This is a genomic window from Sphaerisporangium sp. NBC_01403 (assembly GCF_045040145.1).
Taxonomy (GTDB): Bacteria; Actinomycetota; Actinomycetes; order Streptosporangiales; family Streptosporangiaceae; genus Sphaerisporangium; species Sphaerisporangium viridialbum.
In genome coordinates this window covers 2,217,309-2,231,119 of record NZ_CP109534.1, presented here as the reverse complement: position 1 = coordinate 2,231,119, position 13,811 = coordinate 2,217,309, and the positions used below count along the sequence as shown (strand labels likewise).

Annotated in this window: 9 protein-coding genes; 2 read left to right on the top strand and 7 right to left on the bottom strand. The window is 72.3% G+C overall.

Features of this window, described 5'->3' with window-relative positions; translation table 11 throughout:
• Positions 1-16: 16 nt before the first annotated feature.
• Positions 17-3,481 (bottom strand): methionine synthase, encoded by a 3,465-nt coding sequence (gene metH, locus OG589_RS09740; RefSeq protein ID WP_405148040.1) that lies wholly within the window; start codon positions 3,479-3,481, stop codon positions 17-19.
• Positions 3,482-3,730: 249 nt separating this feature from the next.
• On the opposite strand from metH, the gene OG589_RS09735 reads away from it, so the two are divergent.
• Positions 3,731-4,585, top strand: a complete 855-nt coding sequence (locus tag OG589_RS09735) for a PAC2 family protein (protein ID WP_405148039.1) — start codon at positions 3,731-3,733, stop codon at positions 4,583-4,585.
• Positions 4,586-4,912: 327 nt separating this feature from the next.
• Positions 4,913-5,497, top strand: a complete 585-nt coding sequence (locus OG589_RS09730; RefSeq protein ID WP_405148037.1) for a hypothetical protein — start codon at positions 4,913-4,915, stop codon at positions 5,495-5,497.
• Here OG589_RS09730 and OG589_RS09725 read toward each other — a convergent pair.
• From OG589_RS09725 to OG589_RS09700, 6 genes are read right to left on the bottom strand one after another with little or no spacing between them, the layout of a single operon-like run.
• Positions 5,389-6,264 carry a sirohydrochlorin chelatase gene (locus OG589_RS09725; protein WP_405148036.1) on the bottom strand — a complete coding sequence of 292 codons (876 nt, stop codon included), beginning with the start codon at positions 6,262-6,264 and terminating at the stop codon, positions 5,389-5,391. The two genes, OG589_RS09730 and OG589_RS09725, sit on opposite strands and share 109 nt — an antisense overlap.
• Positions 6,265-6,304: 40 nt before the next feature.
• Complete coding sequence (locus OG589_RS09720; protein ID WP_405148035.1) at positions 6,305-7,474, bottom strand: uroporphyrinogen-III synthase; 1,170 nt, start codon at positions 7,472-7,474, stop codon at positions 6,305-6,307.
• On the bottom strand, positions 7,471-7,833 hold the full coding sequence (nirD, locus tag OG589_RS09715) for a nitrite reductase small subunit NirD (RefSeq protein ID WP_405148034.1): 363 nt from the start codon (positions 7,831-7,833) through the stop codon (positions 7,471-7,473). The genes OG589_RS09720 and nirD overlap by 4 nt, the downstream gene beginning before the upstream one ends.
• Complete coding sequence (gene nirB / locus OG589_RS09710) at positions 7,830-10,259, bottom strand: nitrite reductase large subunit NirB (protein ID WP_405148033.1); 2,430 nt, start codon at positions 10,257-10,259, stop codon at positions 7,830-7,832. Before nirB ends, nirD begins: the two co-directional genes overlap by 4 nt.
• Entirely contained in the window at positions 10,256-11,653 is a 1,398-nt protein-coding gene (locus OG589_RS09705; RefSeq protein WP_405148032.1) for an FAD-dependent oxidoreductase, read from the bottom strand. The genes nirB and OG589_RS09705 overlap by 4 nt, the downstream gene beginning before the upstream one ends.
• Positions 11,650-13,788 (bottom strand): molybdopterin oxidoreductase family protein, encoded by a 2,139-nt coding sequence (locus OG589_RS09700; RefSeq protein WP_405148031.1) that lies wholly within the window; start codon positions 13,786-13,788, stop codon positions 11,650-11,652. Before OG589_RS09700 ends, OG589_RS09705 begins: the two co-directional genes overlap by 4 nt.
• Positions 13,789-13,811 lie beyond the last annotated feature (23 nt).

Below are 13,811 nucleotides of genomic sequence, written 5' to 3'. Positions count from 1 at the left end.
CCGTCTGGGCGCGAGGTCAGACGTTGAAGTAGCTGGCCTCGGGGTGATGCACGATCAGGGCCGAGGTCGCCTGCTCGGGATGCAACTGGAACTCCTCCGACAACGACACCCCGATCCGCTCCGGATCCAGCAACTCGAACAACTGCACCTGATCCTCCAGATTCGGGCACGCCGGATACCCGAACGAATACCGGCACCCGGTCACGTTCACCTTCAGCATGTCCTCCAGCGACTCCCGGCCACCGATCCCCAGCTCCGAGCGCACCCGGGCATGCCAGTACTCCGCCAGCGCCTCGGTCAACTGCACCGACAACCCGTGCAACTCCAGATAGTCGCGGTAGGCGTCCTTGGCGAACAACTCCGCCGTCGCCCGCGACACCTTGCTCCCCATCGTGGCCACCTGGAACGCCACCACGTCCACCTCACCCGACTCCCGGGACCGGAAGAAATCCGACAGGCACAGATGCCGGTCACGCCGCTGCCGCGGAAAAGTGAACCGCGTCCGCTCCTCCCCCGCCTCGTTCAGGATGATCAGGCTGTCGCCGTCGCTGACACACGGGAAATACCCGTACACCACCGCCGCCTCCAGCAACCCCTCGGTCTGCATCCGCTCCAGCCACATCCGCAACCGCGGACGCCCCTCGGTCTCCACCAGCTCCTCATACGAGGGCCCACCACCACCACGGGCCGCCTTCAGCCCCCACTGCCCCATGAACGTCGCCCGCTCGTCAAGGAACGCGGCGTACTCCCCCAGCGAGATCCCCTTCACCACCCGCTCCCCCAAGAACGGCGCCCGGGGAATCGGGTTGCCGGCCGCCACATCCGAACGCGCCGGTAGATCCTGCTCAGGGGTGCGGATCAGGGTGGCGCCGGTCTTGACCCGCCGCTCCCGCAACGGCGGCAACGCCGCCCCCGCAACCCCGCGTTTGACCGCCATGAACGCGTCCATCAACCGCAAACCCTCGAACGCGTCCCGCGCATAACGCACCTGACCCTGGAACACATCGGCCAGATCCTGCTCCACATACGCCCGGGTCAACGCCGCCCCGCCCAGCAACACCGGGAACCGATCAGAGATCCCCCGGACGTTCATCTCCTCCAGGTTCTCCCGCATGATCACCGTGGACTTCACCAGCAACCCCGACATACCGATCACATCGGCCTTGCTGTCCTCCGCCGCCTCCAAAATCGTCGACACCGGCTGCTTGATCCCGAGGTTCACCACCTCATAACCATTGTTGGACAAAATGATGTCCACCAGGTTCTTCCCGATGTCATGCACATCACCCTTGACCGTGGCCAGCACGATCCGCCCCTTGGTCTCCCCCTCCACCCGATCCATATGCGGCTCCAGATACGCCACCGCGGTCTTCATCACCTCAGCCGACTGCAACACAAACGGCAACTGCATCTGACCCGAGCCGAACAACTCACCCACGGTCTTCATACCGTCCAGCAGCACCTCATTGATGATCTCCAAAGCAGGACGCCGCCCCAGACCCTCCTCCAGATCGGCCTCCAGGCCCTTCTTCTCCCCATCCACGATCCGCCGCTTCAACCGCTCCCACAACGGCAGACCCAACAGCTCAGCCGCCCGATCCTGCCGCATCGACGCGGCATCGACCCCCTCGAACAACTCCATGAACCGCTGCAACGGGTCATAACCCTCCCGCCGCCGGTCATACACCATGTCCAACGCCACCTGACGCTGCTCATCAGGAATCCGCGCCACCGGCAAAATCTTCGACGCATGCACGATCGCCGAATCCAACCCCGCGTTCACACACTCATTCAAAAACACCGAATTCAACACAATCCGCGCCGCCGGGTTGAGGCCGAAGGAGATGTTCGACAGGCCCAGCGTGGTCTGCACCTCCGGGTACAGCCGCTTGAGCTCGCGGATCGCCTCGATGGTCTCGACGCCGTCGCGGCGGGTCTCCTCCTGCCCGGTCGCGATCGGGAAGGTCAGGCAGTCGACGATGATGTCGCCGACCTTCATGCCCCAGTTGCCCTTGAGGTCCTCGATGATGCGGGAGGCGACGCGGATCTTCCACTCGGCCGTACGGGCCTGGCCCTCCTCGTCGATCGTCAGGGCCACCACGGCCGCGCCGTGCTCCTTGACCAGGCCCATGATCTTCTGGAAGCGCGAGCCCGGGCCGTCGCCGTCCTCGTAGTTGACGGAGTTGATGACCGCGCGCCCGCCCAGCATCTCCAGGCCCGCCTGGATCACCGCGGGCTCGGTGGAGTCCAGCACGACCGGCAGCGTCGAGGCCGTCGCGAAGCGGAACGCCAGCTCCTTCATGTCGGCCACGCCGTCACGGCCCACGTAGTCCACGCACAGGTCGAGCATGTGCGCACCGTCGCGCGACTGGGCACGGGCGATGTCGACGCACTCGTCCCACTGCTCGGCCAGCATCGCCTCGCGGAACGCCTTGGACCCGTTGGCGTTGGTGCGCTCGCCGATGGCCAAATACGAGGTGTCCTGCCGGAACGGCACGTGCTGGTACAGCGAAGCGGCGCCGGCCTCCGGGCGAGGGCGCCGCGCGGCGGGAGCCTGGCCGCGCACCCGCTCGACCACCCGCCGCAGGTGCTCGGGGGTGGTGCCGCAGCAGCCGCCGACCAGAGAGAGGCCGTAGTCGTGGGTGAAGGTCTCGTGGGCGTTCGCGAGCTCGCCGGGGCTGAGCGGGTAGCGGGCGCCGTCGGAGGTGAGCTCGGGCAGGCCGGCGTTGGGCATGCAGGACAGCGGCAGGCGGCTGTGCTTGGCGAGGTAGCGGAGGTGCTCGCTCATCTCGGCCGGACCGGTCGCGCAGTTGAGCCCGATCACGTCGACGCCCAGGGGCTCGATCGCGGTCAGCGCGGCGCCGATCTCGGAGCCCAGCAGCATCGCGCCGTTGGTCTCGATCGTCACCTGCGCGATGATCGGCACGTCCCGCCCGGCCGCCTCGATCGCGCGCCGCGCTCCGACGACCGCCGCCTTGACCTGCAGCAGGTCCTGGCACGTCTCGATGATCAGCGCGTCGGCGCCACCCGCGATCAGCCCAGCCGCGTTGTCGCGGTAGGCGTCGCGCAGCGCCTGGTACGGCTTGTGCCCGAGGGTGGGGAGTTTCGTACCGGGACCCATCGAGCCGAGGACGAAGCGGGGCCGCTCAGGCGTCGACCAGTGGTCGGCCCGCTCACGGGCCAGCCGGGCGCCCGCCTCGGAAAGCTCGTAGACGCGGCCGGGGATGTCGTACTCCCCCAGGGCGGCGAGGTTCGCGCCGAAGGTGTTGGTCTCCACGCAGTCGACGCCCACCTCGAAGTACGCGTCGTGCACGCCCCGCACGATGTCGGGGCGGGTCACGTTGAGCACCTCGTTGCAGCCCTCGTGGCCCTCGAAGTCGTCGAGGGCCGGGTCGTAGGCCTGCAGCATCGTCCCCATGGCCCCGTCCGCGACGATCACCCGATCGGCCAGGGTCTGCCTGAAGGACGCTCTGCTGTTCATGGAGTCAAGCCTAGCGGGAGGCATGATGTGACCGCCCGATGCCGGAATTGCACCAGCCGTCCAGTCCTTTCCCTCCTTTCCGGGCCCTCGCCGAGGGTTCTGAGCGGCTCTGACGTCCGGCTGTCGCCTCTCCGTGACACTGAACGCCCCTCAACGAATAGGCTTAGACAGGCACAAGGCCGCCGCCGGCGGCCGAGAGGGCGTCCCCGTCAGGTGGGCGGCCTCGGCCAGGCGAGGAGGAGGCGGCGCGTGATCGAGCTCGAAGGACTCCCCGAGCTCGTCGACCCGGTGCTGATCGCCGCGTTCGAGGGCTGGAACGACGCGGGGGAGGCGTCGAGCGGCGCGCTCGCTCACCTGGAGGCGGAGTGGAAGGCCACCCCGCTCGTCGAGCTCGACCCCGAGGACTATTACGACTTCCAGGTCACCCGCCCCGTCGTCGAGCTGGGCGACGGCGTCACGCGCTCCATCGTGTGGCCCACCACCCGCCTGCTCGTGGCGCGTCCCCCGGGCAGCAACCGCGACGTGGTGCTGCTGCGCGGCATCGAGCCCAACATGCGCTGGCGCACCTTCTGCGCCGAGCTGGTCAGCATCAGCCTGGAGCTCGGCGTGGAGACCGCGGTGCTGCTCGGCGCCCTGCTCAACGACTCCCCCCACACCCGGCCGGTGCCGATCGTGGGCTCCGTGAGCGATCCTGGCCTCGCGCGCTCCCTCAACCTCGAGCTGACCCGCTACGAGGGCCCGACCGGCATCGTCGGGGTGCTCCAGCACTCCCTCGGCGCGGCGGGCACCAAGACGGTCTCGCTGTGGGCCTCGGTGCCGCACTACGTCGCCCAGCCGCCCAACCCCAAGGCCACGCTGGCCCTCCTGCGCCGCATGGAGGACCTGCTCGACATCCCGATGCCGCTCGGCGAGCTTCCCGACGAGGCGCAGGCGTGGGAGCACGGGGTCGACGAGCTGGCCGCCCAGGACTCCGAGGTGGCCGAGTACGTGCGCGAGCTCGAGGAGCGCAAGGACGCCGCCGAGCTGCCCGAGGCCAGCGGCGACGCCATCGCGGCCGAGTTCGAGCGCTACCTGCGGCGGCGCGACAACGACACCGAGGGCTGACGGGCGCGACACCTCTCAACCGAGGGCATATTAACGATGAAGTCCCCTAAAGGGGGCAATTTACATACTTCCCGTTATTACCCACGCTCCTCCGAGATTTCGGGTAATAATTGGCCGCTGCGCCGTTCCGCACCATTGCACCTGGGCGGCACCCCGCGCGCGGCAACGATTCGATAACGGAGAGAAACACGACTCCGCAAACATCGTGAACGACGCCACCCGCGTGCTGAACCTACACATGTGACTGCGCACCTTGGGACCCCCATGGCGACTCAATATCCCGATCCGCACAAGAGAGCACAGGAGACGCGGCGACGCGTTCTTGAAATGGCCGTTTTCATGAAACAGGACGGCGGAGACGGGGCCGCCCGGCCCGGAGAGGGCGCCGCGCACCCGGTAGGCGGCGCCGCCTACCCCCAGCTGCGCGGCGCGACCCCCGCCCAGGCCGTCGAGATGTTCCTCGCCCTGCTCCAGGACCGCCTGCCGGTCTGGCTGCGCACCCTCGACACCCTGATGCACCTGGCCGGCAAGGGACGGGTGAACGACAACCTCCTGCCGGTGGCCCGTGCCGGCATCGCCTACTACGCCGAGGTTCAGGCGGCGGCGATGCCCGCCTTCATCTCGCCCTCGATCACCGTGCGGTTCCGCGAGGCGCTGCGCGAGACCGAGCTCGGCCCCGCCTCCGAGATCGCCCCCCTCGCCGAGTACCTCGCGGTCGAGCGCGGTCTCGGGCGGGTGTCGCCGGACGTGACCCCCGAGGCCAGCGCGCGCCTGCTGCTCGCCGGTTGCTTCCGGCACGCCTACTACGAGATGTTCATGGGCTCCGGCCTGTCGCGGGACGACGGCGCGGTGGAGATCGTGCGCGAGCTGCGGCTGGAGACCGTCACACCCCGGGCGCCCGCGCTCTCCTGAGCCGCCTGCGCGTGGCCTCCCCTGCCGATCGCGGCGGCGGCCTCGTCGAACCTGTGCCACGCCAGGGTCGCCAGGTCGTTCTCCGCGCCGAGCGGGCGGCTCACCACGTCCGCCCCGCTCGACTCCAGCCGGCCCTGGAAGAACCCCGGGGCCAGCAGGTAGGAGGCGACCGCCACCCGTGGCGCGGGCCCCGAGCGCAGCCTGTCCATGGCCGCCGCGACCGTCGGGCTGCCCGCCGAGGCGAACGCGGCGGTGACCGGGCGCGACAGCCGTACCGACAGCAGCCGGGCGGCGGAGCGCACGTCGGCGAGGGCGGCGGGGTCCGAGGAGCCCGCCGCGGCGAGGATCACCGCGTCGGTGGAGCGCAGGCCGGCCGACGCCAGCCGGCGTACCAGCACGGAGGTGATCAGCGGGTGCGGGCCCAGCCGGCCGGCCACGACGGCGTCCGGCCTGCACCTGGCCACGACCGCGGGCAGGTCGATGTGGAGGTGGTAGCCGCCCGCGAGCAGCAGCGGGACCACGACCACCGGCCCCGGCACGCCCGCCAGCACGTCGGCGAGCAGGGGTGAGCTGATCTCCAGGTAGGCCAGCTCGACCCGGTGGCCGGGACGCGCCCTGCGCACCCGTTCCGCGAGGGCGGCGTGCGCGGCCTCCCCCGCCGCGCTCCGCGTGCCGTGCGCGACCAGCACCAGCGTCCCCGCGGCTTCCGCCGCGGGGGGCTTGCCTCGGGAACCGCCCCTCTGCGGGACCTCCCGGTTCCTCCTCACCCGTCGTCCTTCCGCTCGTGGCCTCCGCCGGCCGAGGGCGTCACCGGGCGTCCAGCCGGTCACAGGCCAGCCGGTAGCCGCGCTTGACGACGGTCTCGACGATGCCCGAGGGCCCGAGGGCACGCCGGAGCCGGGTGACCGCCATCTCGACCGCGTGCTCGGCGGAGTCCCTGGACGGGCCGCCCGGCAGCACCACGCGCAGGTCGGAGCGGGGCACGACGTGGCCGGGACGCTCGGCGAGGCGCTTGAGCACGGCCATCGGCGCGGGCGGCAGCGGCTTCAGGTCGCCGTCGACGGCGACCGCGTGCCCGCGGATCTCCAGCTGGTGGGCGCCCGCGGTGACGCGCGTGACGCTGTGCTCGGGAAGGTGGCGGGCGAGGGTGCGGGCCAGGGCGCCGAGGCGCGAACGCTCCGGCTGGATCACCGGCACGCCCTTCGCCAGCAGCGGCGCCGCCGTCACCGGGCCGACGCACGCCGCCACCACCGAGCCGCTGAAGGCCGACAGGAGCGAGTCCTCCAGGCTCTCGGCCCTGGCGGCGTTGAGCATCGCCAGCACGGCGGGGGCGCTGGTGAAGGCCACGGCGTCCACCGAGCCCGAGATCGCCTGGGTGATCAGGCGGCGCAGCGGGGAGGCGTCGCGGTAGGGCAGCCAGCGGTAGACCGGCACCTCGATCACCGTGGCGCCCGCCGCCCGCAGCTGGGCCACGAACCCGGTCAGCGGCTCTCCGTGCAGCTGCACCACGATGCGCCGCCCCCGGAGGTCCTGGCCGAGGAGGTACTGCTTGATCTCCTCGCAGGACTCCGTGAGCGGGGTCCAGTGGTCGTTGAGCCCGGCGGCGCGCACCGCCCCGCGTGCCTTCGGCCCCCGGGGCAGCAGCCGCGCCGCCGCGAGGTGGTCGGCCAGGTCGGTGGAGAGCCCCCAGCCCTCGGCGGCGGCCATCCACCCACGGAACCCGACGCCCGTGGTGACCACCACGTCGTGGACCGGCCCGTCCAGGGACTCGCGGGTGGCCGCCAGCAGGTCGGCGTCCTCGGCGAGGGGCACCAGGCGGATCGCGGGAGCCCGTACGACCCGGGCTCCCCGCCTTTCCAGCAGGGCCGCGAACTCCTCCCTGCGGCGGGTCGCGGTCACCCCGATGGTGAACCCGGCCAGCGCGTCGGGCGCCGTCTCGAGGGTGGTCAGGGGATTGTCCAGAAGCGCGGCTGTCATTCCACGCTCACCTCCACGGTGCCGTTGGTGACACGGGTCGGATATGTCGGTAGTGCAATTGCCGGATCGTCCAGGCAGACGCCGGTGACCAGGGAGAACACCTGCTTGTACATGGGCGTCGCCACCACGGGCTCCTCGCCCCTGGTGCCGGTGATGCCGCGTGACATCACGTACGCCCCGCTGTAGGGGTCGCGGTTCCCGACGGCGAACAGGCGCCCGTCGTGCGCGCGGAACAGCGCGATCTGGCGGCCCCCGACCAGTGCGGCGGCGCCGCGCTCGGGGATCAGGTCCGTGTAGGCGCAGAGCGCCACCCAGCCCTGCGCGGTCGCGGTCACCAGAGTCTTCCTGGCGGCGCTCATCGGCGGGTCACCTCCACGAGAACGGGCTTGATCTGGTCGCGTTCGGTCTCGAAGGCGATCGAGGGGTCGGGGGTGCCGGGGGCGTTGACGAAGCTGACGAACCTGCGCAGCTTGTCGGGGTCCTCCAGGGTGGCGCGCCACTCGTCGAAGTAGCCGGCGACGTGCCGCTCCATGCCCGCGTCCAGGTCGGCGGCGATCCCGAGGGAGTCCTCGACGATCACGTCGCGGAGGTGGTCCAGGCCGATGCCCTCGACCCAGGCGGCCGTGCGCTGGAGGCGGTCGGCCGTGCGGATGTAGAACATCAGGAAGCGGTCGATCGCGCGGACCAGCTCGTCGTCGGTCAGGTCGCTCGCCAGCAGGTCGGCGTGGCGGGGCTTGAAGCCGCCGTTGCCCCCGACGTAGAGGTTCCAGCCGTTCTCGGTGGCGATGATCCCGAAGTCCTTGCCGCGCGCCTCGGCGCACTCGCGGGCGCACCCGGAGACGGCCGCCTTGAGCTTGTGGGGCGAGCGCAGCCCCCGGTAGCGCAGTTCGAGCGCGATGGCCATGCCGACCGCGTCCTGGACCCCGTACCGGCACCAGGTGGACCCCACGCAGGACTTCACGGTGCGCAGCGCCTTGCCGTAGGCGTGCCCGGACTCGAAGCCCGCGTCGACCAGCCGCTTCCAGATCGCGGGAAGCTGCTCCACCCGGGCTCCGAACAGGTCGATGCGCTGGCCGCCGGTGATCTTGGTGTAGAGGCCGAAGTCGCGCGCGACCTCCCCGATCACGATGAGCCGCTCCGGGGTGATCTCACCGCCGGGGATGCGCGGCACCACCGAGTACGTGCCGTTCTTCTGGATGTTGGCCAGGAAGTGGTCGTTGGTGTCCTGCAGGGCCGCCCGCTCGCCGGAGAGGACGTGCCCGCCGTGCAGCGACGCCAGGATCGAGGCCACGACGGGCTTGCAGACGTCGCAGCCGCGTCCCCTGCCGTGCTCGGCGATGAGCCGCGAGAACGTCGTGATGCCGCGCACCCGGACGATCTCGAACAGCTCGGGCCTGCTGTGGTCGAAGTGCTCGCACAGCGCCTTGCCCGGGACGACGCCCTCCGCGGCGAGGATCGAGACGAGCGCGGGCACGCAACTGCCGCAGCTCGCGCCCGCCCGGGTGCACCTCTTGACGCCCGCGACGTCGGTGAGGCCGTGCTCGGCGATGGCCGCGCTGATGGCGGCCTTGGTGACGTTGTTGCAGGAGCACACCTGCGCGTCTCCGGGGAAGTCCGCCCCGGAGACCCCCGCCGAGCCCGTGCCCGCGAACAGCAGCTCGCTCGGCGGGGCGGTCAGCTCCCTGCCTACCATCGGCCGCAGCAGGTCGTAGGGCGAGGCGTCGCCGACGCAGACGCCGCCGAGCAGGGTGCGGGCGTCGTCGCTGACGAACAGCTTCTTGTAGACGCCCCCCACCGGGTCCATGTACGTCACGTCGAGCTCGCCGGACAGCCGCCCGAAGCCGGCCACCTCGACGCCGAGCAGCTTGAGCCTGGCCGACAGGTCGGCGCCGGTGAACGACGCCGTGCCGCCGAGGATGCGGTCGGCGGCCACCTCGGCCATGGTGAAGCAGGGCCCGGCCAGGCCGTAGACCACGCCCCCGGCCAGGGCGCACTCCCCGATGGCGTAGATCGCCGGGTCGGCGGTGCGCATCCCCTCGTCGACGACGACGCCGCCGCGCTCGCCCACGGGCAGCCCGGCCTGGCGGGCCAGTTCGTCGCGCGGCCGTACGCCCGCCGAGAAGACCACGACCCCCGCCTCGACGGCCGTGCCACCGGCGAGGACCACCCGGTCGTCCTCGACGCGGTCGAGGCCCGTGCCGGTGTGCACGGTGAGGCCGAGCCGCTCGATGTGGCCCCTGAGCATCGCCCCGCCGCCCTCGTCGAGCTGGCGGGGCATCAGCCAGCCGCCCATCTCGACGACGTGCGTGGACAGGCCGAGACGGCGCAGCGCGTCGGCGGCCTCCAGCCCGAGCAGGCCGCCGCCGACGACCACCCCGGAGGTGGCGTGCGCGGACGCCGCGCGGATGGCGTCGAGGTCCTCGATGGTGCGGTAGACGAAGGCCCGCCCTGCCCCCGGCACCGGCGGGACGAACGGCGCCGACCCCGTGGCCAGCACCAGCACGTCGTACGGCTCGTCGTGGCCGGCGCCGGTGGTCACCGTGCGGCGGGCGCGGTCGATCGAGGTCACCCGGTCGCCCAGCCGTGCCACGACCGGTCCGCCGGGAGCCGGGTAGGTGAGGTCCTCCGCGCTCGTGCCCGACAGGTAGGAGGTCAGCGCCACGCGGTCGTACGCGGGCCTCGGCTCCTCCCCGAGGACGGTGATCGTGCCCGTGAAGCCCCGGGCGGCCAGCGTCTCGACGAGCCGGTGGGCCGCCGGGCCGTACCCCGCCACCACGATCCTCATGCCCGGACCTCCTCCTGCTCGCGCAATGAGCCGATGAGGCCCTCGACCGCGGCGCGGCAGGTGCCGCACCCGGTCGTGGCCCTGGTGGCGGCGACCACGGCCGCCGTGTCGCGGGCGCCCGCCTCCCAGCAGGCGCGGATGCGGCCCTTGGTGACGTTGTTGCACTCGCACACCCGCGCCGAGTCGGGCATGCGGGCCGGGCTGTCGGCGGTCGCGGCGCCGTCGAGGCCGGGGAACAGCAGCCCGGCCGGGTCGCCGGGAAGCGGCCCGCCCCGGTCGTAGAGCTGTGTGAGCGTGCCCACCGTGGCCGACTCGCCGAGCAGGATGGCGCCGACCAGACGGTCGTTCCTGATCACGAGCTTGCGGTAGATGCCCCGGGCCCTGTGGCTGAAGCGGACGACCTCCACCGCGTCCGAGGGGTCCTCGGTCAGGTGCGTCTCGCCCATGGCCGCCAGCTCGACGCTCCTGGCCTTCAGGCGGGTGACCAGGCGCGAGCCGCGGTACCTCGCGGCGCCGTCGGCCCCGGTGACCAGGTCGGCCACCACGGCCGCCTGCTCCCACGCGGGCGCCACCAGCCCGTACACCGTGCCGTCGTGCTGCGCGCACTCCCCGATGGCGTAGATCGCCGGGTCGGCGGTGCGCAACCGGTCGTCGACGACGACGCCGCCGGCGACCTCCAGGCCGGCGTCCCTGGCGAGGCCGGTCACCGGCCGCACGCCGCAGGCGAGCACCACCAGCTCGGACCCGAGCGTCTCCCCGGTGTCAAGCTCGACGCCGTGGGCGTGGATCGCCGAGACGCGGACCCCGGTCCTGACGGTCACCCCGAGCCCGGCCAGCGCCTCGCCGAGCACGAGCCCCGCCTCGGCGTCGAGCTGGCGGTCCATCAGGTGCCCGGCCAGGTGGAGCAGGGTCACCGGCAGGCCGCGCCCGGCGAGCCCTCGCGCGGCCTCCACGCCGAGCAGGCCGCCGCCGACCACCACCGCGCCGGTCGCGGTCGCCGCGGCGGCAAGGATGCGGTCGCAGTCGTCCAGGGTGCGGAACGCGATCGCCCGGGTGGCGCCGGGGATCGCCGGCACGACCGGCTCGCTGCCCGTGGCCAGCACCAGGACGTCGTACGGCTCGCGGCCGCCGTCCGAGGTGCGCACCGTGCGGGACTCGCGGTCGATCGCGGTGACCGTGACGCCGAGACGGGCGGTCACCCCTTCGGCCTGCGCGGGCAGGCGCACCTGCTCGGGGCTCGCGGTGCCCGCGAGCACGTTGGACAGCAGCACCCGGTTGTACGGCCCCCGGGTCTCGGCGCCGAACACCGTGACCTGGACGCTCGTGTCCCTGGCGCGGACCTCACTCGCCAGCCGCGTGCCTGCCATGCCGCTGCCGATGACGACGAGCCTCACGCGCCCCGCCCCCGCTCCCCCGCCGCGAGCGGGTCGCGCCGCTCGACGCGCACGGCGCAGACCTTGAACTCCGGCATACGGGACACCGGGTCCAGGGCGGGGTTGGTGAGGCGGTTGGCGCCCTCCCAGTGGAAGGGCATGAAGACCGTGTCGTGCCGGATGCCGCGGGTGACCCTGGCGACGGCCTCGGCGGAGCCCCTGCGGCTGGACACCGTGACCATGTCGCCGGGCGCCAGCCCCAGGCGTTCGGCGAGGTGCGGATGGAGCTCCACGTAGGCCTCGGGAGCCGCCTCGTTCAGCTCGGGGATCCGCCTCGTCTGCGCGCCGCTCTGGTAGTGCGCGAGGACGCGGCCCGTGGTCAGGTAGTACGGGTAGTCGTCGTCGATGTCCTCGGCCACGGGCCGGTGGTCGACGGGCACGAACCTCGCCCGCCCGTCCGGCGTCGGGAACCGGTCGAGGAACGGGCGCGGCGTGCCCGGGTGGTCCTTCGAGGGAGCCGGCCAGAACACGCCGGTCTCGGCGGCGATGCGCTCGTAGGTGATGCCCGAGTAGTCGGCGACGCCGCCCGCGCTCGCCCTGCGCAGCTCGTCGAACACCACGCCGGGGTCGCTGGAGAAGCCCTCGTCCCGGCCGAGCCTGGCGGCCAGGCCGGACAGGATCGCGAGGTCGCTCCGCACCCCCGAGGGCGGAGCGACGGCCTGGCGGCGCAGCAGGACCCTGCCTTCCAGGTTGGTCATCGTGCCGTGCTCCTCGGCCCACTGCGTGGTGGGAAGCACGACGTCGGCCATCGCGGCGGTCTCCGACAGTACGAAGTCGGAGACCACGAGCAGGTCCAGCGCGGCGAGCCGCTCGGCCACGTGGCTCGCGCGCGGGGCCGACACCACCGGGTTGGAGCCGAACACCAGCAGCGCCCGTGCCCCCTCGGCGGTGCCGAGGGTGTCGAGCAGCTCGTACGCCGAACGGCCCGGCCCGGGAAGCTCGCCGGGGTCGACTCCCCAGACCCCCGCGACGTGCGCGCGGGCGGCGGGGTCGGCGATCGAGCGGTAGCCGGGGAGCTGGTCGGCCTTCTGGCCGTGCTCGCGCCCGCCCTGGCCGTTGCCCTGGCCGGTCAGGCAGCCGTACCCGGAGCCGGGCCGTCCCGGCAGGCCGAGCGCGAGAGCGAGGTTGATGTACGCGGTGACCGTGTCGGCGCCCTTGGCGTGCTGCTCGGCGCCCCGGCCGGTGAGGATCATCGCCGTGCCCGCGCCGGCGAGGAGGCGGACGGCCTCGCGCATCCGGGCGACCGGCACACCGGTGACCCGCTCGGCGCGCTCGGGCCACCACGACGCGACCGACGCGCGTACCGCCTCGAACCCGGTCGTGCGGGCGGCGACGTAGTCCAGGTCGGCGTGGCCCTCGGTGATCGCGATGTGCAGCAGGCCCAGGGCGAGGGCCAGGTCGGTGCCCGGGGTGACCCGAAGGTGCAGGGTGGCCCGCGCGGCCGTGCGGGTGTCCCTCGGGTCGACGACGATCAGGGTGTTCCGCAGGTGCCGCAGGAACGGCGGCATGGTCTCGGCGACGTTCCCGCCGACAAGCATCACCGCGCCGGCCTCGGCCACGTCGGTGATCGGGAACGGCAGGCCCCGGTCCATGCCGAACGCGCGGTTGGTGGCCGCCGCCGCCGAGGACATGCAGAAGCGGCCGTTGTAGTCGATCTGGCTCGTCCCCAGCGCCACCCGGGCGAACTTGCCGAGCTGGTAGGCCTTCTCGTTGGTGAGGCCGCCACCGCCGAACACCGCCACCGCGTCCCTGCCGTGCCCGGCCTGGATCCCGCGCACGGCCGACGCGACGCGGTCGAGCGCCTCGTCCCAGCTCACCGGCTCAAGGGGGCTCGTACGGCTCGCGCGGGCGAGCGGCGTGGTGAGGCGTGCGCCGCCGGCCAGCAGCTCGCCCGCCGTCCACCCCTTCTGGCAGAGCGCTCCGGCGTTCGCCGGGACGTCGTGGCGGGGGGTGATCGTCACCGTGCCGCCGGGTGTCCCGCCGGTCCCACCGCTGACGTTCATGCCGCACTGCAGGGCGCAGTACGGGCAGTGCGTCGCCTCTCCCCTGTGCACCGGCGACATCACAGGCGCCGGCGGGGAAAGTGAGATCAGCATGGATTCGATGGTGCTTTCGGGCC